The 22,907-nt window shown below is 45.0% G+C and carries 19 protein-coding genes and 1 tRNA gene; 7 read left to right on the top strand and 13 right to left on the bottom strand.

What is annotated here, in order from left to right; genetic code table 11:
- Window positions 1-41: 41 nt before the first annotated feature.
- The 3 genes from rbsC to rbsD are packed head-to-tail and all read right to left on the bottom strand — an operon-like array spanning window position 42 to window position 2,969.
- Window positions 42-1,025: a ribose ABC transporter permease gene (gene rbsC / locus ACF8OV_RS20070; protein WP_005463702.1), complete on the bottom strand. Its 984-nt coding sequence runs from the start codon at window positions 1,023-1,025 to the stop codon at window positions 42-44.
- Window positions 1,022-2,527 carry a ribose ABC transporter ATP-binding protein RbsA gene (rbsA, locus tag ACF8OV_RS20065; RefSeq protein WP_005463701.1) on the bottom strand — a complete coding sequence of 502 codons (1,506 nt, stop codon included), beginning with the start codon at window positions 2,525-2,527 and terminating at the stop codon, window positions 1,022-1,024. Before rbsA ends, rbsC begins: the two co-directional genes overlap by 4 nt.
- Before the next feature lie 22 nt (window positions 2,528-2,549).
- Window positions 2,550-2,969 (bottom strand): D-ribose pyranase, encoded by a 420-nt coding sequence (gene rbsD / locus ACF8OV_RS20060; protein ID WP_015313345.1) that lies wholly within the window; start codon window positions 2,967-2,969, stop codon window positions 2,550-2,552.
- Between the two features lie 475 nt (window positions 2,970-3,444).
- Between rbsD and ACF8OV_RS20055 the strand changes: the two genes are divergently transcribed.
- Entirely contained in the window at window positions 3,445-5,808 is a 2,364-nt protein-coding gene (locus ACF8OV_RS20055; protein ID WP_025623013.1) for an EAL domain-containing protein, read from the top strand.
- Window positions 5,809-5,887: 79 nt separating this feature from the next.
- Here ACF8OV_RS20055 and ACF8OV_RS20050 read toward each other — a convergent pair whose 3' ends face one another.
- Complete coding sequence (locus ACF8OV_RS20050) at window positions 5,888-6,646, bottom strand: 5'-methylthioadenosine/adenosylhomocysteine nucleosidase (protein WP_005463697.1); 759 nt, start codon at window positions 6,644-6,646, stop codon at window positions 5,888-5,890.
- Between the two features lie 1,283 nt (window positions 6,647-7,929).
- Here ACF8OV_RS20050 and ACF8OV_RS20045 point away from each other — a divergent pair.
- From ACF8OV_RS20045 to ACF8OV_RS20035, 3 genes are all read left to right on the top strand, one after another.
- Window positions 7,930-8,571 carry a murein L,D-transpeptidase catalytic domain family protein gene (locus ACF8OV_RS20045; RefSeq protein WP_025552862.1) on the top strand — a complete coding sequence of 214 codons (642 nt, stop codon included), beginning with the start codon at window positions 7,930-7,932 and terminating at the stop codon, window positions 8,569-8,571.
- 284 nt (window positions 8,572-8,855) lie between these two features.
- On the top strand, window positions 8,856-9,326 hold the full coding sequence (locus ACF8OV_RS20040; RefSeq protein WP_203503242.1) for a hypothetical protein: 471 nt from the start codon (window positions 8,856-8,858) through the stop codon (window positions 9,324-9,326).
- An 81-nt stretch (window positions 9,327-9,407) separates the two neighbouring features.
- Window positions 9,408-9,731: a hypothetical protein gene (locus ACF8OV_RS20035; protein WP_203503247.1), complete on the top strand. Its 324-nt coding sequence runs from the start codon at window positions 9,408-9,410 to the stop codon at window positions 9,729-9,731.
- 113 nt (window positions 9,732-9,844) lie between these two features.
- Here the strand turns inward: ACF8OV_RS20035 and ACF8OV_RS20030 are convergent, their stop codons facing one another.
- The 3 genes from ACF8OV_RS20030 to ACF8OV_RS20020 form a co-directional block, all read right to left on the bottom strand.
- Window positions 9,845-10,522, bottom strand: coding sequence for a DedA family protein (locus ACF8OV_RS20030; protein ID WP_020837984.1), 678 nt, complete (start codon window positions 10,520-10,522; stop codon window positions 9,845-9,847).
- Window positions 10,523-10,571: 49 nt separating this feature from the next.
- Window positions 10,572-10,988, bottom strand: coding sequence for a hypothetical protein (locus tag ACF8OV_RS20025; protein ID WP_031412605.1), 417 nt, complete (start codon window positions 10,986-10,988; stop codon window positions 10,572-10,574).
- A 110-nt stretch (window positions 10,989-11,098) separates the two neighbouring features.
- On the bottom strand, window positions 11,099-11,617 hold the full coding sequence (locus ACF8OV_RS20020; RefSeq protein WP_140121214.1) for a DUF4136 domain-containing protein: 519 nt from the start codon (window positions 11,615-11,617) through the stop codon (window positions 11,099-11,101).
- A 314-nt stretch (window positions 11,618-11,931) separates the two neighbouring features.
- Between ACF8OV_RS20020 and ACF8OV_RS20015 the strand changes: the two genes are divergently transcribed.
- Window positions 11,932-12,006 (top strand) — tRNA-Gly (locus ACF8OV_RS20015).
- Window positions 12,007-12,040: 34 nt separating this feature from the next.
- On the opposite strand, the gene ACF8OV_RS20010 is transcribed toward ACF8OV_RS20015, so the two are convergent.
- From ACF8OV_RS20010 to ACF8OV_RS19985, 6 genes are all read right to left on the bottom strand, one after another.
- Window positions 12,041-12,898 (bottom strand): sterol desaturase family protein, encoded by an 858-nt coding sequence (locus ACF8OV_RS20010; protein WP_021821779.1) that lies wholly within the window; start codon window positions 12,896-12,898, stop codon window positions 12,041-12,043.
- 8 nt (window positions 12,899-12,906) lie between these two features.
- Complete coding sequence (locus tag ACF8OV_RS20005) at window positions 12,907-13,917, bottom strand: DUF2804 domain-containing protein (protein WP_025502028.1); 1,011 nt, start codon at window positions 13,915-13,917, stop codon at window positions 12,907-12,909.
- A 179-nt stretch (window positions 13,918-14,096) separates the two neighbouring features.
- Window positions 14,097-14,570: an OsmC family protein gene (locus ACF8OV_RS20000; RefSeq protein ID WP_005488054.1), complete on the bottom strand. Its 474-nt coding sequence runs from the start codon at window positions 14,568-14,570 to the stop codon at window positions 14,097-14,099.
- Between the two features lie 89 nt (window positions 14,571-14,659).
- On the bottom strand, window positions 14,660-17,017 hold the full coding sequence (locus tag ACF8OV_RS19995) for an ATP-binding protein (RefSeq protein ID WP_188010426.1): 2,358 nt from the start codon (window positions 17,015-17,017) through the stop codon (window positions 14,660-14,662).
- On the bottom strand, window positions 17,010-17,972 hold the full coding sequence (locus tag ACF8OV_RS19990) for a cytochrome-c peroxidase (RefSeq protein ID WP_203503250.1): 963 nt from the start codon (window positions 17,970-17,972) through the stop codon (window positions 17,010-17,012). The genes ACF8OV_RS19995 and ACF8OV_RS19990 overlap by 8 nt, the downstream gene beginning before the upstream one ends.
- Before the next feature lie 183 nt (window positions 17,973-18,155).
- Complete coding sequence (locus ACF8OV_RS19985) at window positions 18,156-18,278, bottom strand: hypothetical protein (RefSeq protein ID WP_017447435.1); 123 nt, start codon at window positions 18,276-18,278, stop codon at window positions 18,156-18,158.
- 319 nt (window positions 18,279-18,597) lie between these two features.
- Between ACF8OV_RS19985 and ACF8OV_RS19980 the strand changes: the two genes are divergently transcribed.
- Window positions 18,598-21,321, top strand: coding sequence for an EAL domain-containing protein (locus tag ACF8OV_RS19980; protein ID WP_069501980.1), 2,724 nt, complete (start codon window positions 18,598-18,600; stop codon window positions 21,319-21,321).
- Between the two features lie 199 nt (window positions 21,322-21,520).
- A complete protein-coding gene (locus tag ACF8OV_RS19975) occupies window positions 21,521-22,900 on the top strand; it encodes a nodulation protein NfeD (RefSeq protein ID WP_021449505.1) in 1,380 nt (459 codons plus the stop codon).
- The last annotated feature ends 7 nt before the right edge of the window (window positions 22,901-22,907 follow it).

Genomic DNA, 22,907 nt, shown 5'->3' with positions numbered 1-22,907 from the left:
CTCGATTTGTATTCACATATTGATATGTAGATTGTTATGAATTACTTGTTTTTGTTGTCTACCAATACCGCCAGCAAGATAACCACTGCTTTTGCAATCATTTGGTAGTAAGAAGAAACGTCCAGTAGGTTAAGCGCATTGTTCAAGAAGCCGATGATCAGCGCACCAATCAATGTCCCCATGATACGGCCTTTACCGCCCATCAAGCTCGTACCGCCAAGTACCACAGCTGCAATCGCATCCAGTTCGTATCCCATACCCGCCGTTGGCTGAGCAGAAGACAGACGAGATGTCACGATGATGCCCGCAAGTGCAGCTAACATACCGCAGATGGCGTACACACCAATCTTCACTCGGTCTACGTTAATACCAGACAAGCGAGTCGCAGACTCATTGCCGCCTAGTGCGTAAACATAGCGACCAAAGCGAGTGTGATTAAGTAGGTACCAAGCCGCTGCGAATACAACAACCATCAACCAAACTGGCACTGGAATACCTAACGCGTAGCCTGTACCAAACCATGCGAATGCGTCTGCCGTGTCTGTGAAGCCAGTAGAAATTGGTCGACCGTCGGTGTAAACCATGGTCACACCGCGCAGTAATGTCATGGTGACCAGCGTCGCGATGAAGGCTTGTACCTTGCCTTTAGCGATGATGATGCCACTGATTGCGCCCAGTGCTGCACCAGCTAATAGAGCCGTTGGAACCGCAATTAAAACTGGCACTTCCATCGCGATTAGGCTCGCGGCAAATGCACCACAAAGCGCAAGGACAGAACCGACACTCAAGTCGATACCAGCAGTTAAGATAACCAGAGTCATACCTACGGCGATGATCGCGTTGACAGAGGTTTGACGAAGGATGTTAAGAATGTTGTCTACCGTAAAAAAATTCGGGTTTAAAAAAGACACCACAACAATCAAAAATAACAGTGCAATCAGTGATTTTTGTTCAATCAACCACTCTTTAGTAAACAGCTTTTTGCTGCTTGTTTCGGTCGGTTTGCTCATGGTATTGGTACTCATGCTGCTTCCTCATTGATCTTTTTGCCTACGGCACAGGCGAGTAATTTTTCTTGGTCGGCGTCTTTCGCATCAAATTCGCCAGTTATGCGACCTTCATGCATCACAAGAATGCGATCGCTCATGCCTAGCACTTCTGGCATCTCAGAAGAAACCAAGATGATGCTCATGCCGTCGGCTTTAAATTTGTTGATGAGTTGGTAGATTTCTTTCTTAGCACCAACGTCAACACCACGCGTTGGTTCATCCAAAATCAGAACTTTAGGTTTGGTCATTAACCCTTTCGCAATCGCCACTTTCTGTTGGTTACCACCAGAAAGGTTGCCAATGATTTGGTCGCGAGTTGGTGTTTTAATGTTGAATAACTTGATGAAATCTTCCACTGCGATGACTTCTTCGCCGTGCTGGATTTGTACGCCTTTGGTTAGCTTATCCAATGCACACAGAGACATGTTCTCTTTCACGGATAAGCCCAGCACCAGACCATCCCCTTTGCGGTCTTCCGAGATGTAAGCGATGCCATTTGCCAAGCCATCTTGCGGACTAACCGGATTAATGGTTTTGTTATCGAGATTGATAACGCCATGCTCGCTTGGTAGCGCGCCGTAAATCACTTTCATTAACTCGGTACGGCCTGCGCCCATCAAACCAGAGATACCCAAAATCTCACCGCGTTTAAGCGTGAAGCTCACATCGTGAACGCCAGAGCCCGTCAAGCCAACCACTTCAAGGCATGTCTCGCCGTGCTTTACATCAATACGCGGGTATTGCTCTTCTAATTTACGGCCAACCATCATTTCGATTAAGCCGTCTTCATCCGTGTCTGCTACTCGGCATTCACCGATAAATTTACCGTCACGAAGCACGGTAATGTCGTCACAGATTTCAAAGATTTCTTTCAGGCGGTGTGAGATATATACAATGCCGCAGCCTTGCTCACGAAGCTCATTAATCACTTTGAACAGAGATTCGGTTTCTGTATCAGTAAGCGCATCGGTAGGTTCATCCATGATGATGACTTTCGATTCAAACGAGAGCGCTTTGGCAATTTCTACCATTTGTTGCTCACCTAAACTTAGATCACCAAGCAAGGTTTTCGAGCTGTGTTTCACGTTCAAACGTTGTAGAAGTCTGTCCGCTTCCGCGTACATTTTGCTCCACTGAATGCGCCCCATAGAACCGGTAAATTCACGACCGAGAAAAATGTTCTCAGCGATTGTCAGTTCAGGGATTAAGTTCAACTCTTGGTGAATAATGCTGATACCCGCTTCTTGAGAATCTCGCGGACCTTTAAACGCAGCAGGTTGACCTTGATACTGAATGCTACCTGCATCCATATGGTAAATACCGGTCAGCACTTTCATCAATGTTGACTTGCCAGCCCCATTTTCGCCCATGAGCGCCATTACACGACCTGGGTATACATTCAGGCTCGCTTTATCTAGCGCCTTTACACCTGGGAACGCTTTTTCGATTTCGCTCAGTTGTAGAATGGCTTGAGTCATAATCTGTCCTCAATTCTCAGGCTTAAAAAACCACGCCCGCTTGGAAAATCACGTTCGCGTACGGTGTGCATTCACCGGTTCGAACCACTGCGCGACTTTGCTCGGTGCGTGCTTTAAAGGCCTCGTGCGAAACGTATTTGATTTCAATCGATTTGCCCGTTTCCTCACTCTCTTTGCTCAACTCTTTAAGCAGTGCTTCATGAAGAACAGGACTGACATCGGAAAATTCTTCTGCAATGATGACCCCTTCAATCTGTGACTCAGACAAAATCACGCGAACGGTATCAAGAAAACTTGGTACGCCATGCGTTAGCGCCAAATCGATGCGCTGTACATGATCAGGAATCGGCAGCCCCGCGTCACAAATCGTGATTTCATCGGTGTGGCCTAGCGTTGCCACTAAATAAGAAATATCTGAGTTAATAAGGGTACTTTTTTTCATCTCATCGACCTTTCGGTTACACGTTCATACAACAATGAGTGCCTGTTTTAGGAAATTTTCATTATTAACAGAAAACTCATCGAAACGTTTCGATGCAATAATAAGACGCTTGCGAGATTTCACCAGTCACCGATCGGTAAGGTGTGAGAATGATCCGTGATTTTTCCAACTAAGAGAAAGAAAAGGCCGACCAAGTCACACTTTACCCATCGAAACGTTTCGATGAGCATTTTTAAAGCCCACAAAAACTCTACGGTTTGTGCCCGCGAAAGCAGAAATACGTCCAATTACTGAGAAAGCCTCTAGTTAACGGGAAGGAAATCTGCCACATCATCACATTTCTAAAATGGTTGTCTGATTTTCGAGAACACCCACCTTACAATCTGGTTACAATTTGCAAAAAATATATCATCCGTTCAGTACCGTTTAGGTAAGCAACGTTTGTAGGGACACAAACGGAAGTCGAAGAACCATAATGAAATTAAGCAATCGAGTTATCTTGCTTGTCGCACCCGTGATCATTTTGAGTGCGCTGGTATCGAGTTACATCATCTATAGCATTCAAAAAGTAACACTCATCAAGCGCGAAGATAGCTACATACAACTTCAGATGGAAAAACTGGCGGGGCAATTTCGACAAGCCAATATTTTTCTTAACAGCTATGCGTACACGCTGAGTAAAAGTGATGTGCTGCAGGACTATTTTATCAATCACGACAATCCCTACCGTGAGCGAGTGCTTTTTAGCCGCTTGGATGAAACCGCTGATGTCCTGAGTCATGGCTATAAAGGGGATGCGAGCATGGCGATCCTCGACGGCAAGCAAAATCTGCTTTATTACACCGAAAACCAATATTATGAATCGTCCGGCGTTGTTGACCCAAAGGTGCTGGAGTACATAGCAACCAGCTTCGCGGCTCGTGGTGAATACAGCCACACAGGGTTCATTTATAACTCCAGTGGCCAAAGCATCTTGTTGCGATACGAACTCATTGATAAACGAACGGGCGCACCGCCAGTTAGCTTCGATCCTAGCAACGTGTTTTTTGTTGTCGTGTCCGTATCTTTAGAAGTGTTTAACGACATCAAACACGACGTCGAATTTGATACTCATAGTGTGATTACGTTTGCCGATAAACCCATTTATCTAGACATCCCTCTTGCGCAAACCATTGAACTTCTGCCCCACTTTTATGCGGTGCTCTCTCCAGCGGAGTATCTGATGTGGAACAAAGTGGACAAAGTATGGCTAGAGCTTGCACTTTCTTTTGGTATCGCGGCATTTTGTACCATCACGCTGATCGTCTTAGTGCTCTATCGTTACGTTTTGCATCCAGTCTCTCGCCTCGATAAACAACTCAGCGAGCTAGAATCGAATCAGCGAGACAACATCGAAAAGCTCGGAACCAATGATGAAATTGGCCGTCTTTCATCTCGCTTTTTTGATATGTACGAAGAGCTCAACGTCATTTACAAAAAGACCAAACGTCTCGCAGAAACTGATCACCTTACTCAGTTGGCTAACCGTCATCGATTCCACCAACTTGCCACGCGTGAACTAGCCTCGCCACCTTCTCATTTGTGGGTGATTTATGTCGATCTGGATAACTTCAAGTACGTGAACGATAAATATGGCCATGAACTTGGCGACAACCTGCTAAAGGTCTTCTCGACTCACATTAAAAACGCCTGTCAAAAGTTCTCTCAGCAGTACGACAGCCCTTGTTTTGGCGCGCGTTTATCTGGTGATGAGTTCGCCATCCTACTTAGTTCCAACCATGACGTGGGCAGCATCCCAGATTTACTTGCCAAAGAACTATTAAAACCAATTAGCAACCTCAGCCAAACTTGGGCGAACGCCTTCCCGGTGACCGCCAGTGTTGGCATCGCTCAGTACCCGCAAGATGGGCAAGACATCGCGAAACTGTTGTCCAATGCAGACGCAGCAATGTACCAAGCCAAACGTGCTGGAAAAAATCAGTACGCGTACTATTCAGCAGAGCTAAATTTGGAATCTCAGCGACGCAGTCAGATCGAACGTGCACTGCGTAAAAGCAACGTTGAAGATGAGTTTAGGCTTGTGTTTCAGCCTTACATGAATAACAAAGACAACGAAATTGAAGGCTTGGAAGTGCTTCTACGTTGGGACGCAGAAGGCTTGGGGCCAGTGCCACCAACCGAATTTATTCCAATCGCCGAGCAAGCTGGGTTGTTTGACAGAATAGACCGTTGGGTGTTTGCCAATGCAACCGAGGAATACCATCATTTAAGAAGCATTTTTGGCAAAGACATTGTCCTGTCCATCAACCTTTCATCGGCCGAATTAAACTCGTTAGAAATGGCGCAATTTATTCATAAACACGTAACGAGAAATGGCATCAAACCAGAATGTATCGAACTAGAAATTACCGAGACGTTTGCCGCGGAACAGCAAGGTACTGCATTGCTTGATGAGCTTTCGAAACTGGGTTATCGACTTGCTATTGATGATTTCGGCTCTGGCTACACGTCGCTCACTCAACTTGTTCAATACCCAGTACAAAAGATTAAGTTTGACCGAGAGTTTCTACTGACGTTGATGAATACCAATAATGGACACGTGATCAAACCGATCATTGAGCTGTGCCATGCCCAAAACAAAACCGTGACCGCCGAAGGCATTGAACACGACGTTATGCACAAATGGTTGTCCGCTTATCGATGTGATTTCATGCAAGGATACTTGTTCGGAAAGCCAATGGACAAAGAGCAACTTAGCTTGTGGTGGAAATCGGCCAACGATGACAATCGATTCTCTCAGCCGCTTACAACCAAACTCGCGGCTGAGGGTGGAATTTGAAGGTAAAGAATCGATAATGTTTACTTTGACGAACTCATAAAAAAGCAGCACTTAATGTGCTGCTTTTCGTATTCTCACCCTATTGCATGCGCTTAAGCATGTTGAGCGTAATGGTTGCTGAGTTATCTGCCGTCGCTTTTTTCAGCTCAGAATAAACCACATCAGCGGAACCATCCGCTTTGTCGGAAATCGTGCGGATGACAACATACGGAACCTTAAAGGCGGTTGCAACTTGTCCCAATGCTGCACCTTCCATTTCAACGGCCATCGCGTTGAACTCTTGGTAGATGCCCGTAACTTTTACTTTACTGGCGATAAATTGGTCACCAGAAGCAATGATGCCTCGGAACACACTCTCTTTGCCTAACGTCTCCACCGCTGCTTCATACGCGTAATTTTGTAGCGCTTTGTCAGCATAAAAGTAGCGCTCTTGATAGTCCGGTAATAACCCTTTCGGTTTGTTGAATGCGGTTAAATCAACGTCATGATGTACAGTACGAGTAGAAATAACCACGTCCAATGGATCAAGTTTCGGGTCACTTGCTCCTGCTATACCAGTAAAAATCAGTTGGTTCACACCAAAAGATTCAATCAGCAAAGTGGTCGTCATCGCAGCATTGACTTTGCCAACACCAGATTGCGTTACCACGACGGATTTGCCCTCAAGCTCACCGATATAAAAAGTGTGGTTCGCAACTTTTTTGATTTGTTGATTCTGAATTTTTGGCAGCAGAGCTTCAACCTCTACATCCATCGCGCCAACAATACCTATCGTTGATGCAGCAAAAGTAGGAAGTGAAAACGCGGCAAGAATGAAAACAAGAGATTTCTTAAACATACGAGTCCTGAAGTGTAGCAATGCGCCGCCCTTTTGCGACGCGCTACACATTATATACCCTTGAGATTTAAAGGGGGAATATTCCGTACGCTATCAGTCAAAACAATCAGCAATGAGGCAATGAGAGCTTCTCTACAACCTCAGTTTTTGGGTTCTTGACTTGTCGGGACACGCAGTTTCGCTGAAATAGTAGGCATAAAAAATTCGCAAGCTATCCTAGTTGCGCAGGTAGGGTGTCCCCAAGCGCCACATATATCCTGATCGCTTGATTTCACTCTCGTGAATTGTCGGCATTGACCACATTTATTCGTCATTAATTCTTCTCCCTGAAAATGATCTTATTGATAAGCAAGCGGTCGTTAAGCGTAATTCTATAACGCGATAACGACCTCAACTAGCCAAATTAGTGTTTAGAAACTAACACAATGTTCTGAGTGAAGATTTGACTTATAACCGTACTTTGCTCAAAAAACTTAAGAAACAAATTCAGAGAAGACAAAATAATATTTTATCCAGACCACAATTTTTATTTATCGAATAAAAATAATTTTAAAAAATGAAACTAATTCCGTTTCAACTTGTCTTAACCGAACATTAATTCATTTATAATAAAAGTCTAATTGCTTATTCAGTTCATAAAAAGAAAACATAAAAATAATGGCTACCCATCACTTTCGTTTTTCCTTATATAGAATTGCCTGATTTAGAGTTTCCATTCGTTCCATCCCCGTATCTTATAAAACTCATCATCACATTTTTTTCACTTTTTTCAGTTGGAGTGAAACGCTCAGATGAAGAGCTCTTTATCTATCTTTCCGTTCTACATCCTTTATTCTATTTATAAAACCGTAATCACAACGATCAGAGACAGCCCCTTAAGTAACGCGGCGTTTCGAGCTGGATCACAGAGTAAACTTTTTGTCCTTCGCTCATGGTTCTAATAAATACTTTGAAATTAAAAGATATTTTCCACATCCATTTAATTAAACATTGTTTTTTAACTTTACTCTATCAAAAATATTGCTAAACACAGTTTTATTAATTAGCGAAATCGGCTAGTATTTACGTCGAAGTTTTTCAAAAGCAACGATTAACTTATTAATATTAAGCAGTTTCAATTGGTTAGACAGAACCCTTGAAACTTAATGGAATCCCAACATTACGTGCTTTTATGCATAATAAGAAACATTGGGAATATAATTATATTGATGTGCAAGTTGTTTTAACGAGTGCATGAAGCAATCGATAAATTTGTAACACCAAAGAGTTTTTATTTAGTCAAAATGAAAAAGTTATTTTTATTGTTGATATGGACATGTTTGTCGGTTTCTCCTTTTGCAATGGCGCAACACCCAAATAGCAAGACAGAGAACCGCGTATCCCAACAAGTTATTGAAAAAACATATAAAGAAGCCAAACTCAATGGCGTCATCGACTTTAAACTGTTTCGCGATGCCTTCATCGCCTACCAAAAAACACCAGATAGAAAGAAGTCGATACTAACCATTATTGATTACAGCAAACCATCGACCGAAAAACGTTTTTATGTTGTGGACGTAAACAAAAAGAAGCTGATCTACAACACTTACGTGGCTCATGGTGTGAATAGCGGAAAGAAAACAGCAACGCAGTTTTCGAACGTCGTGAATTCTCGCAAAACATCACTTGGCACGTTTTTGACAGACACAACATACTACGGTTCTAACGGCTATTCACTGCGACTAGATGGTCTTAGCTCTGGCCTTAATGACAAAGCTCGCGAGCGCTACATCGTTGTACACGGCGCAGACTATGCGAATCCTTCTTTCATTAAAAAGAACGGTTACTTGGGACGCAGTTGGGGTTGCCCAGCGTTACCTCAAAAGCTGTCACGCGAAATCATTGACACGATTAAAGGTGGCAGCGTGATCTACGCCAGCGCGTAAACCACGCAGCACACCAATACTAAGGGAGCCTAGCTCCCTTTTTTGTCGCCTGATGTTCTCACAAGTCGCAAATAAAATCGCATGTCGAGCAGAACAACGCCAATATTTGTGTGCTCTTTGAGAGTCAATCACGTCATGAATCTATTAGCGCTTTTTCAGGTGTTGGTTAGATTCGCTTAAAACACTGTTCATTCCTGTTTCGTCTCGTTAGTATACGCACAATTGGTCATTTACCGACTGATGTATTGCCCAAATCTATACCCACTGATGTTTAGGATTGTTTTTTGCGTTATCTTCTTCGTATTTTATTTGTGCTGACACTTTCCATGCTCTCTGGGCATTTACATGCAGCGCACCACAATACAAATCTCGTGACGTCAGAACGCCTCGACAAACTCGTGCAATCTGATTTTCAATCCGTAGTCAACGCCCCACATTCAGAAGCGCAGCAACACTATTGGGGTTCTGACGGGTTTGAACGCCACATCAAGCGAGACTTGTTCGCTCTGGTGAGTTACCGCCGAACATCTACTGATGACGGATCGCTCTCCCTCAGCTTTGAATCTGAATACCATCTACTTGTCGCGTTTTTGCCTCCTCCATTAAAAGAGTTAGCGTGGCAAACTATTCCGTTGCCTACTGATAGCTATGGCATGTTAAAAAACCAACGTTCTCTCTATCGTTTATCAGGGCGGAAAGAGGCGAATTTACTGTACGTGTTTAAACACGGCCGCGAATCGATCATCACAGTTTGATACCACAAAGAAAAACAAGGAAGCATGCCACACCAGGCATGGATGTCCTCAAATTTATCTGATCTGATTCGAGGTCTATTTATGAAAAAATTCACAGCAGCAGCGTTAACGACCCTACTTTTCACTGCAGTACCAACATTTGCAAATACAGACACAAACGCGGAAAAAATGACAAACGAAACGCTATTGGAATGCGCAAATGCGTCCAATGCTCGTAACGCGATACCAGAGCACCGAGCCGTTTTTCGTCATTACTTGATGTCTGAACGTGGTTACAGCTTTAGCCAACTCTCTTCCACCGAAACCGAGTTTAAAGCACAAGACAACAACGATTCTGAGATAGAACAGTTCTATCAAACACAGTGTAAAGAAGTTGGTGAGCAGCTCTACCGCGTGGGCTACTGACACCAGCGAGAATGAAGAACTCGGTAAAGGGTCAACAGTTCCAAAAACAAAAGGCGCATTCTCTGCGCCTTTTGCTTACATCAATATCCTAGTTACACATGAGTGAACCATTGTTAAGAAAGCTGAGACGCCGCCTTAGATTTAAATCGCGCTTTGCGCACCTTGAGGATCACAAAACTCATCACAGCAATAGTAAGAGTAATCACTGGCGCAGCCATTAACCCCATCGTCACCATCTTGCTGATATTCTCCGGAAGTAAAGGCAGGAGCATGCCAAAGCCGCACAGTAACAACGTCCACAATATGGCGCTCAGCCATGCAAAGTAATGGAACTTTGACACGCGTTTCACACGTAATCCCATCATCAATGGCAAAAGCGAACGCACCACAGGAATAAAACGCGCGCAAAACAATGCAACTAAGCCATGTTTACCCAAAAGAACATCGACTTGTTCGAGTCTTTTCTGTGGGACAGCATTCACCCAGCCTTGAACTTTAGGTAGGCGGTTTAGCCATTTTCCTTGCAAGTATGCCGCCCAACTTCCTAAGCCCGCACTCACAATAATCACCAACATGATGGCAATAGGATCAAGCACGCCTACCGCCGCAAGTGTGCCAGACAACACCACTACGCTATCGCACGGAAATGGCGCAGCAGGAATAAAACCACTTTCCAAAAAGATTAATGTCGCCACGACAATATAAATAATCCCTGCACTTCCTGGCGCCATAAGTGCAGAAAAGTCTTGATGCCAAAAGGCAAGCAAGACGCCCATCATTGAATCAAACATAAAAAAGCTCCTAAACATCACTAAATAACAACAAGGTAGATGCTTAGGACTATCGAGCGTGAATAAACCGATAGATAAGATTAGAGCCTAACCCATCTCCAATTTGGTATTTTGAATGAGAGAAGTCTTTCGCAAGCCCAAGAAAAACAGTCAGACCCACGTTCAAAGATGGCGTTTCTGATAAAGCGCGGTTCCAGTGAGGAGCCAACGTTTCGAACCAACCGATATCGAGCTCATCAAGCTCTGATTTTGAATCATGAACTCGCAGTGCATTCCGATTTAACAGGCTAGCAAACGAATGAAAAGGTGGTGCTAGTGGCGTTTCGGAAACTTGTGCGTCTTCATCATAAAACGCACTGCCGACGGTGTAGTGGTGAGTAGTTTCAGGCGACGTTGATTCTTGGCCGACAGAAACCGCCAATAAGCTCAGAAATAGCCCGAAAAAGCTAATAAGAAGAGCACGCACAACGTTCACCTACATCACAGTAATACGTACTTTTAACTCTGAGGGCGAGAATTTGCAATCGAAATTCTCGCCTCGTGGTTTTAGCCACTCAGTTTGATATAACTGAGGACTTAATTCTTACCGTATGGGTAGTTTTCGAACATTTTCGCCACTTCTTCTGTGATCAAATTTTCCCTTTTCTCAGTACTCATTGATTCGGTTAACTTGCGGCTTGAAACGCCTTTCCACACAACTTGGTTCGCTTTACTATCCACCAGCTCTACCACTAACTTCCCGTATTTGCGTTCTTTATATCGTTCAGGGCTTGATGTAATCACACCAAAGCTGTTCCATCCATAACCGACGCTAAAAGAAGAACCAGACGATACCAACTCCGACTCCTCAACGATATCGTGATGAACGTATAAATCACCACCACTTGCAACTCGAGAAAGCCCCTTCGATTCCAGTTGAGCAGCCAAACCTTGTTCTATACGGCGTCCATCAATACTTGCTGGAGCATCATTTTGAGTACCAAAATCAAACGTTTTGTAAGAAGCGAAGTCCGCTTGTTTATCCACGTCTGTTGTTACTGTCGTACAAGCGGCCATCAAAAGCGCCATTGTCCCAATTGTTACTGTTTTCCACATACGCGCTCTCCTCGTTTTTTTACTTATACGGCTGACAATAAAGTTGTGTCATTTCAATATTGAGTCTTGACCATGAATGATAAGTGTTCAATGTCAGGTGATTATTAAACCATCAAATGGATTGACGATTAATGAGCCAGCTCTGTCACATAACGGTGTCATTTTCGTCGAGCATCATCAGGAAGCCATTTACGTCCATCAAAAGCGTGTTTTTTCACCAAGAAGACAGTTTTTTATACAACTGACAAGCGACTGATGAAAAAAGACTTTTCTTTTGAAATCAATGTGGCATATTAGCTGAGTCCTATCGATGCGCGGGCATCGTATAATGGCTATTACCTCAGCCTTCCAAGCTGATGATGCGGGTTCGATTCCCGCTGCCCGCTCCAATATCTATCTACTCCCAAAAAATTCTTTTCTAAGTTACTCAGTTGAATCCGAAGGCGGAGCAAACAAACAGCGCCAACGTTGTTGCCACGTTAAATTTGGTCGACGTACCTCGTTGAACATATCTTTCCATTCTGCAAACGTCACCTTAATTGGGTTGAAGCTGTTTACCGGTTTAGAAATGCCATAACGAACCGTTTCTATTTCTGGTTCAAAAGTGCCAAACATTCGATCCCAGATAATCAAAACACCTGCGTAATTTTTATCAATATATTGACGATTGATCCCGTGATGCACTCTGTGGTGAGACGGCGTGTTGAATACCCACTCCAGTGGGCCAAGTGACCGAATCGACTGCGTGTGCACAAAGAACTGCAAACCTAGATTCAACAACACCACGAATACAACCCATTTAGGGTCAAAACCAATAATGACCAAAGGTAGCCAGAACAGCCACATCCCCGCCAATGGGTACATCAAGCTTTGGCGAAACGCCGTACTAAAATTCATTCTTTCTGAACTGTGATGCACCACATGTGCCGCCCACATCCAACGAATACGATGGCTAGCACGGTGGAACCAGTAATAGAAAAAGTCTTGCAGCAACATAAGAAGCAAGAAGGCCGATACACTCATTTCGATATCAAATAATCGCCAATCAAACATCCACAAGTAGAAGTGCGCAATCAGCAGCCCCGTTAAAATATCAGCAGCTTGATGTAATCCCGCCAACACAAAGTTACACGCCACTTCCGGCAAATAATATTGTGCGCTGTCAGGCAGTTTACCTCGACGCTGTCCCAAACCGTATTCCGCGGCGATGCAGAGAAAAAAGATGGGAGCCAAAGCCATAAGCAAGAGCTCCGGTCGTTCCATGATTTGTGACCAATCCATTGTCTTATCTACCATTTTGCGTAGTGATCTTCCGTTAAACCCACAACACCGTCGAGTTCGTGCTTACTGCCATTGCCATCCACAACAAACCCTGAAAAGTGGCCGATATATTGACGAAAGTTACTTTTCAAAAACCAGAAGTTCTTTTTCTCAGAACGTTGATTGATAGGCTCAAACACTAAGTCTACGCAACCATCTTCGGAGGTGATGCGCCAATCAGTACGCGGGTTCTGACGTGAAAATTGAAACTGCACCGGATTAAGCAAATGCCTTTCACCATCCACCCACAGTACATTTTCACAAAACCCGGTTTCGTTTACGCCAGCGGCGAGGTTGAGACCCAAGCTTTTGTCGCCGTCTTTATGGTTGACACTCGCCCAGCGCCAGCTCGTTTCCCTTCGCATGTAACCCGCCGAGAAATCATAACCCGCAGCAACCTGTGACAGATCTTGCTCTTCACCCAGAATAAATAGATTCCCTGTTACCGTCAGCGCGTTGTGTTTTTGCGTATACGTCCATCCGGAGTAACCCGTTGGCGTAGAGAGCATAAGAGGCAAACTTTGTGGCTGTGGATGCAGTGTAATGTTGGCGTTAACGGAAGGCGTCACAAACTGAACATGCCACTGCCCTTCCTCAATAGAGAACTGAATCGTATTGTTCGCGAGATGCGCTTTGCTCAGCCAGCTCGATGGTTGAGTCTGATAGCCAAGCTGACAAGGTTTAAGCCATTGCTGCTCGGTGAGTGCATTGCGCTTAATATCGAACAAATAACAAAATCCGGAGGCCAAATAGCGAATATCGGCAATAGCAATCCCGACGACATAGTCAGGGGTCACGAGAGACACGAACTGGAACTGCTTGTAGTCGAAATGTTTTCGCCACTTCGATACAGGATTGTCCATCTCATTGAGATATTGAAATGACTCTAAATCGAGTGATCTTGGAATCGCCGACAAGTGCCCAAAAACCGGCATACCATCTTGCTGAATAAATGAGTCCAAAGGCTTAATTACGTCCATGATTCTGACTTTACTAATCACACATGGCACAAGATTAACATTAATTTAACAACAAACGAGTTGCGCGACTGCACAACAATCACGCATTTAAGGCAGGCAACGAAGCAATAGTGTGAAACAGGTCACTCATATCTCATCACTATCACTGCGATTTAGAGTTTTAGCTTGGCTGTAGAGCATTAATCAGAATGAAGAATATTGGTTACGATCTCCGTTTTCACCGAATTCGCGATAAAACAGTTTTCATGCGCCATGTGATGCATTTTTTCCAATTGCTCATAGCTTGGCTGCTTATCACCAGAAAATACAACTGTCGGATTTAGCACCACTCTCGAAACCCACTCTTTCCCATTTTCACCAACGGTCAACTCCCCTTCAGCTGCATCAACATAAGAGTCGATCACATAACGACGCTTTGCTGCAATCGAAAGGAAAACCAACATATGGCAACTAGAAAGTGCCGCAACAAACGCCTCTTCGGGATCGACGTTTTCTTCTACCGACAGCGGCAACGGAACAACATAAGGAGATGGCGAAGCAGGAACTAACAAACCGCCATCAAAGCGCCAAGTGTGCGCTCTACTGTATTGATTATCGCTAAAGATTTCATTGGCCTGGCGTTGCCACGCTATTAATGCCGTGTGCTTACTCATACTCATTCCCTGATTGTTGAGTGGTGTAGTAAATCACAGCTCAATACGGAAAGAAAACAGACACTGAGTGAAATGAGCGAACAGCCACTTCAAAGCACCTGTTCTGAGTTTTGTTGCGCTTTTACTAACTCATCTCTCAAACGGTGTCCTTGATGAATATTCACTTGGAGGCGATTGATCAACATCTGTAGCTGTTCAATCGCTGGCACTTGGTTCATTTTTAACTGTGTTTCGAGTTCCAGCGCTTGGCTAGCCAGTATCTTCAGCCCTAAATTCAACGCCATTCCCTTGGTCGTATGCATCGTCAATTTGAGAGAGTCGAAATCGCTCTGCATAAAGTTTTCAATCAGGTCATCAACCGCCAGTTCAAAATCGGTGATAATGCTGTTGAGCAGAGCAAGTAACTCATTCGGATGTTCTTTGAGGGACGCCAACATTTCGGAGTTCGACAGTTCCTCTTCCGTCAGCCTCAAGTTTTCAATCGGCTTACGTTGCAGTTGCAATACATTGCTCGCTGGCGATACCTCTTCGGTTTGTTTCACTTTGAGCCTCGCACTGAATTGCTTCAAAGCGTCAGCAAAACTTTCCCGCTGTAGAGGCTTGGTTAGGACATGATCGGCACCTGCCGCGATAAAGTGGTCATGGGCCTCACGAAAGACATCCGCAGTATAGGCAAACAGCAACGTCTTTACCCCTAGCTTTTCGCGAATAAAACGGGTCGCTTCGACACCATTCATCTCTGGCATGTGATTATCCATCAAGATAAGGTCATAGTCGTTGTCGCGTGCCTTTTCTACAGCAACTAGCCCGTTTTCTGCGACATCTACTGTGTGCCCTAACTTTTCGCAAAAGCCTTTCGCTACCAAAGCATTTACGCGGTTATCTTCTGCCAACAAAATGCGCAAGTTCTGAGTGCTTCGGGTTTGAACTGGCGTATGCTGCGGGCTCGGTTTTTCGCTCTCATTCCATGGTATCGGCAAAGTGACAATAAACTGCGTGCCGACCCCCTCTACGCTCTTTAAGGTAATAGAACCACCCATAAGTTCAGTGAGCTTTTTAACGATGGCCAACCCTAAACCCGTTCCTCCAAACCTTCTTGTAGTTGAAGAATCTGCTTGCTCGAAGGAGTTAAATACTCGCCCTTGTTTATCGGGCGCGATACCGATCCCCGTATCACTAACGATGATCAACAGCTGTTGGTCTTCACCATTTAACTCTGTACGAATCAGTACGTGCCCTTCATTGGTAAACTTCACGGCGTTACCCGCCAAATTAAACAAAATTTGGCGAAGTCGAGCACAATCGCCTGTAAACTCGGTGTTGTTCGGAACGTCGTTCTCAACAATCAGCTCAATGCTTTTTTCATCAATTAACGGTTGTATGGCGCTGCAAACCGGAGTTAAGACTTGCTCAAGATGAAACGGGGCCTCTTCCAGTTCTAGCTTATTTTCCTCAACTTTAGAAAAGTCCAAGATGTCGTTGAGGATAGTCATTAAATGCTGCCCTGAATCCAGAATCACCTTAATGTGCTCTTTGGTGACGGGCTCTTTGGTTTCCTCTGCAATCAACTGAGAAATCCCGAGCACACCATTCATTGGCGTTCTTAATTCGTGACTCATTGCAGCAAGAAAGCTGGATTTAGCCTTCGCCGCTCGCTCTGCTTTGTCCGTCTCGGCTTCCAACTCCGAGTTAAGCTGCTTCAAGTTGTGCATTCGGTATTGCAGTTGATACAAGAACGACCCGACTAACAACATCACTGCGACAAACACAAACAGCCAAGTGAAGCGCGCCTCATTTTGGGCGAGATCAAGAAGTGAGTGCTCGGCCTCTTCCACAAACACAAAGTAATTGTGATCCAGTAGCTCATTGGTCAACAGCTCGATTTTTTTATCGCTTTCATGTAAGCGCCCCAAAAAGTTCGCGCCACTTTCGCTTTGCTCCCCACTTTGATTCACTAAGTCGCGGCTAAAAAACTCGACGTAATGTTTATCTAATTGCGTTTCACCAATGTGCGTCGAAAACTCCTCTTCATAGATGTCCAACAGCATCAGCAAGGCATATTGATTTTCGACTTGTACCCCAATCAACATGTCTAATTGCGAAGTGGTTTGAATAACCCGTTGCTCAAACTTGGCTAACGTCTGTTGTATTTTCTGGCGGTTGGGTGAGATGGGAAACCAAACGGCATTATCGAAGGTATCAGCCAATTTTTCCGCTTCAACTTCAATATCAACCAACGATTTAGTGAGCTCGAAGTTCTTTCGCTCCTTGATGGCATACTGATTCACGATCACATCGCGTTCTTCAATCAGCTGATGGCCGACCTCAGAAAGCGCGCTATGAAGTTGTTGCGTACTCTTGGAATTAATGTGAGCCATGTAGGCAAAGGTGCACGCCACCAGCATCGCAATAAATAAGCATGAATTGACCAACCTAAACTTATTCATTTTCCAGCACCTCTAATATTACTGGCCTTGGGGCGCTGAGTGACGTCAAGAACGCTTCGATGTCTTCGATGTTGTTATCACTCATCGTAATACCAAGCTGCGTTTGCGCCATGATTTGAATGGCCTCAGCAAGGGTGGTCACTTGCCCGTTATGAAAATACGGCCCCGTTAATGCGACGTTTCTTAAACTGGCAACACGGAAATAATACCCCTCATCCCCTTCCGTTGTTAGTAAATGGCGACCTGTGTCTTTCTGCACGGGTTTATGCTCAAAGTAAGCGAAGCGTTGAATCATCGCGCCGCCAACATTTTTCCCTTGATGACATTGTACGCACCCAGCTTTCTGGAAGGTTTTCCAACCGCGTTTCGCTTTCTCATTCAAAACATGCGTGTAACCCAATAAGTAGGCATCAAACGGCGCGCCTGGAGTTTCAAGCCCTTTCACAAACTCAACAATGGACGCTTGGATGTTGTCGATAGAAATTGGCAGGTTTCCAGCGCGTTTAAACAGCGCTTGATATTGCTCGTTGTTTTGAACGTAGCTTTCAATCTTCGGCCAGTTGGAATCCATTTCTAACGGGTCGTGAATTGGGCCATCCATTTGAGAGACTAACGTATTCGACGAGCCATCCCATAACAGTCGGTAATTCAGTGACGCATTAAAAACCGTGATCGCGTTTCGTATTCCTGCCCCTTTTACACCTGCTGCTACGGCTGTGTTTTGCGCGCCATTCGTTTGTAGATTGTGGCAACTTTCACAACTGACTTTACCATTCGATGACAAGTTGGGATCTCTAAATAAATGCCAACCAATCCGCGCTAACTTAACGTCGACGACCGGATCGCCCTCGATAGGCAAAACAAGTTCGACTTCTGCTTTTGCAACACTGACGGATGATGCGGTACAAACGAATAGCACGGCGGCACCCCATTTGATAGCTGTACTCAGCCTCATAACTTGAACTTCCTAGAACGCCCTAATTATGAACCTAGTTGCAAATGCGATTTTTTGCCATTTTCAGGCGAGAGTAAAAGGTATGATTTTGTTTTGTATAAAGCTCAAAAGGAAGAGAGGTAAAAACAGACAGAGCGAGTCCAATAGAATTCGAACTCGCGTCAGGAAGGCAATAGAGCGTGGCTAGTTGATGAAGGCAAGCAGGCGATAAAACCAAGTGACTTCACCGTAAGCAATCAAATCAAAGATGGTGAAGAAGATGACACAGATGATGGCCAATTTGACCAAGCGTTGAACTATAAACATCACAATTTCCTGTTGTTTTTTCGCAGTTTACTACGTCAACAGACGAATGAAAAACGGATGCTTGTATCAAGGCGTGTTAAACAATCAACAAAATTTTTTGCAAAAAATGACGTGCTAGAAGCGCTGTTATCTAAGCGATTGTACTATCTACTTTTTTATTAATTTACTGCTCGTTTTGCTTAAAAAGCAATCGGTTAACTCACTGTATAACCTAGATAAGCGAGCGAAAATGGATGTCGACAAGTTGGACGAGCATCAACTATTTCAAATATGATATGTCGTACACTTTTTTAAAACTAATACTTATAACTATTTTTTAATGCAAACACCTCGCTTGTTTAACTTAAATCTTCGCTACAAGACTGCCTTGTATTTCTCGCTCGGTCTGCTCGGGATGATAATTAGTTTTCTTTTTATCAGCCGTTACTTTTTCCTGTACAGCTTAGATGAGTTGGAAAACATGGAAATTGACCACTCAAGTCAGCAAGCTATAGCCGTAATTGACATGATGGTGACTCAGCAAGAAGGAAGTTCCTATGATTGGGCTTACTGGGATGAGACCTATGACCTTTTCGCACACCGTGACATCGCAGGTTACAGCGAACGCAACTTATATGTCGAAACCCTTGATGCGCTGAACCTCGATTTGATGTCGTTTATCACACTGGATGGTCAATCCTTAGTGTCATTGAGTCGTGAAAACACACCAGAGTCTTCATCCTCACTAAACAATAAAGTCGTGTCCGTGCCACTCCTCCAACAGCATATTTTGGCGATGAACAGTAAGCTTGATGTTCACCGCGAAAGTTTGGCGGGCATATTTAAGATCAATGACAACATTTGGGGGTTGAGCTTAGCTCCAGTTCGCAACAGCGAAGGAGATCGTCCTTCGAACGGCTGGATGCTTTGGGGACGCAATCTGTCTGAGCGTTTCCCTGGCGACTTTAAAGCGATGATGTCTGCCAGCAATACGCTCGTGACCAAGTCGTTTAATCCTGTCGATCATGCCAAAACTAAAAGCATCGATAAAACCTCAGAGTCCATCATCAAATGGACCCCAATCAGCGATCTCGCGGGTGAGCCGATTGCATGGTTGAAAACACAAACCAAACGTGAACACTATTCAAAAGGTAATACGCTCTTTATTTACCTCTTTGCGACGGTTGGGGTGGTAGCGTCAGTCATTGCTACCAGCACGTTTTTCATCTTCAAAAGAAAGGTGGCAACACGCTTTAGCCATTTTGCAGAAGGCATTAACGAAATCGCCTCCCAATATCAGCTTGAAGGTTTGCAGTCCGTAAAGTTCGATGAGTTAGAACTCGCGACAAAGCTTGTGCAAAAGCTCTCTGAAAACACGTCTATGACTCAGTTACAACTGAAAGACTCCATGGAGAAATTCGGCGCACTTTACCACAGCTCATCGTTAGGCATGCTGATCGTTATTGAACGTGAAATCGTCGACGCCAACCATCGAGCGCTTGAACTACTGAGTTATAAAAAATCCGACCTTCTTGAGCAGCCATTAGACACGCTCTGCCCTACGACTGCTGATGAGTGTCGTGTTGATGCAATGTATCGAGAGCTTCAACATGGCCGCAATCAGTTTGAAGCACAGATGCTAGACAGCCATGGCGAAACCATCGATTGTTTAATAGAAGCAACACTGATTCAGCACAACGGGCACACCGCCTTGATGCTGCTGTTGCAAGATTTGAGTGAAAACAAACAACAAGCTGAGATGATTCAAAAACTGACCGATTTTGATCCTGTGTCCGGCTTTTGTAATCGCCCAGTGATCTTAGGTGCACTTGAAGAGTTGGTGAAACACCAGCCGAATCACTTCTCGTTCATCTACATCACAAGTAAGAGCCTCAAGCAAATCGCTGAAGTGTACGGACACCTGATTTTTGATGAGGCGATCCAGTACATCTCGACTTTGTTGCGTGACCATTTGGGCACTCACCAAATTGGTCGGATTAGTGAGCATGAGTTCATCGTCATTCTTCCCAACGCAAGCGGTCACAGCGACGCGTTGGAGGCGGCGAACCGACTGTTAAATCAGCTCTCTTACAAAATCGAACTCTCTGGGATTATGTTGTCGCTCGACAGCAAAGCCGTGATGGTTGACCCTAAAATCACCCACCAATCCCTTGAGCACCTATTGCTTGTTGCTCGTTACTCAGCGCAGTCAATGAGCGGTCGTCACATGCATGAAGTGTTGGTCGCTGATGGTGAATTATCTGAGCAGGCAGAAACGTCGATGATCATCCATCGCGACTTAGAAGTAGCGATTCGACAAGACAACATCATTCCTTATTTTCAACCAATCGTGAACGCGAAATCAGGTGAAATCATTGGCTTTGAAGCATTGGCTCGATGGCCGCATCCAACGCTTGGCATTATCTCGCCGTTGATCTTTATTCCGCTTGCAGAGCAAGGGAAACTGATTGTGGAGCTTGGAGAGTCCATCCTCAATCAGTCTTGCGATTTTATCGGCAAACTGAACACAAAGAGACACAGCCAAGGCTTGCCGCCACTGACGGTGCACGTCAACCTGAGTGCGCAGCATTTCTACCATTCACGGCTGATTTCATTCCTGCAATCCATGATTGAAGAGCACAACATCTCTGCAGGACATTTGGTGCTAGAAATCACCGAAAGTATGCTGATGGGCGGCGAAACGGAATCCATCCACTGCATCAACGAAATCAAACAACTGGGCGTACAACTGGCGTTGGACGATTTTGGTACGGGCTACGCATCATTCAGCAGCGTGTGCAACTTCCCGCTAGACATCGTCAAACTCGACAAATCGTACGTGGATGAAATTGAAACCAACGACCGAGCCAAAACGCTCGTGCGAAACATTGCCAATATGTCGCAAGAGTTGGGATTAACCATCGTCGCAGAAGGCGTCGAGACGGCCAGCCAAGTCCGCAAACTAAAAGTGTGGAATATAGATGAGTTACAAGGTTTCTACTTCTATAAACCGATGACTCGAGAAGACGCATTCGCTCAGTTTTCTGGCTTGCCCCACTGTTAATCTAGCTCCCCCTCCCAAGGCAAAGCGGCCTCTGTCGCTTTGCCTTTTTTGTTCCCCAATCTCTCTGCTTCTTGCCAAGTAAGACTCAGTATTGCATCGCACTGATGATCGAACACGGTTTCAACCCGATATAAATGTCTGCGTATATACTTTAAACAAGGTTTTCAATAAGTCCCTGTCACCGGACAAGGAGGACTGCATGAAACGGACATGGATATGGCTGCTACCGCTGCTTCTATTTGCTGGCCAAACACTGGCAAATACGGTTTGGATTGTGCCCGTAAAAGGGGCAATTGGCCCAGCCAACAGTGACTACCTCACTAGGGAAATTGAACAAGCTCAAATCAACGGCGTGAGCCTAGTGATTCTCAAAATGGATACCCCTGGCGGGCTAGATAGCGCGATGAGAGACATTATTCACGCCATCACAACCTCGACCACACCGATTGCGACTTGGGTTGGGCCTTCAGGCTCAAGAGCCGCGAGCGCGGGCACTTACATTCTGCTTGCCAGCCACGTTGCGGCAATGGCAGAAGCGACCAACCTAGGCGCAGCAACACCTGTCGCCATAGGTGGTGCACCACAAGCGCCCTCTTCTGATGACGGCAAAGACAAAGAAGCCTCGGATGAAAACAAACCCAATGCAGAAAAGAGCGGCGATCAAGTTCCGGCTAAAACCGCCATGGAGAAAAAGGTCATCAATGACGCAAAAGCCTACATTAAAGGGCTCGCAAAATTACATGACCGCAATGCACAATGGGCAGAAAAAGCCGTCAGTGAAGCCGCCAGTTTAGACGCGGAAGAAGCCTTAGAACTCAATGTCATTGATGTCATCGCCAACTCGCCAGAAGAGTTGGTCACCGCAATAAACGGTAAATCCGTCAAGGTGAACAATCTCCCCGTGACATTGTCACTCGACAATCCCATTTGGGTTGAAAGAACACCGGACTGGCGCGCAGAAATGCTTGCGGTGATCACCAATCCTAACGTCGCCTACATTCTAATGCTCATCGGCATTTACGGCCTATTACTCGAGTTTTATAACCCCGGAGTGGGTTTACCCGGTGTGCTTGGCGGCATCTGCTTACTGCTTGCGATGTACGCACTGCAAATGATGCCCGTCAACTACGCAGGTTTAGGACTGCTGCTACTCGGTATCGCGCTCATGATTGCCGAAGCCTTTAGCCCGAGCTTTGGCATTTTAGGCTTGGGCGGCGTAGTAGCATTTGTGCTTGGTTCAATATTCCTGATGGACAGCGAGCTCCCGGGCTTCCAAATTGCCCTACCGTTGATTTTTGGTATCGCTATTTTCTCGATCGCGTTGATTCTTCTCACTATTGGTTTCTTACTCAGGATTCGAGGAAAAGGCGTCACCACAGGTTTAGAGACCTACCCCGGTAAACATGCCATTGTGAGTGACGACTTCATCGACGGACAAGGCCGCGTGCAGTTTGAAGGTGCTTTTTGGCAAGCGAAAACCGAACAAGATCAAGAACTCAAACAAGGTGAATCGGTCACCATTGTTCATGTTAAAGGGCTAACCTTAACGGTGAAGCCCAATGACCGCCCTAAAGAATAGGAGGCGT

This window comes from Vibrio sp. GLN_1 (genome assembly GCF_043106015.1).
GTDB lineage: Bacteria > Pseudomonadota > Gammaproteobacteria > Enterobacterales > Vibrionaceae > Vibrio > Vibrio parahaemolyticus.
The sequence above is the reverse complement of the archived record's forward strand: the minus strand, read 5'-3'. Positions and strand labels throughout refer to the sequence as shown.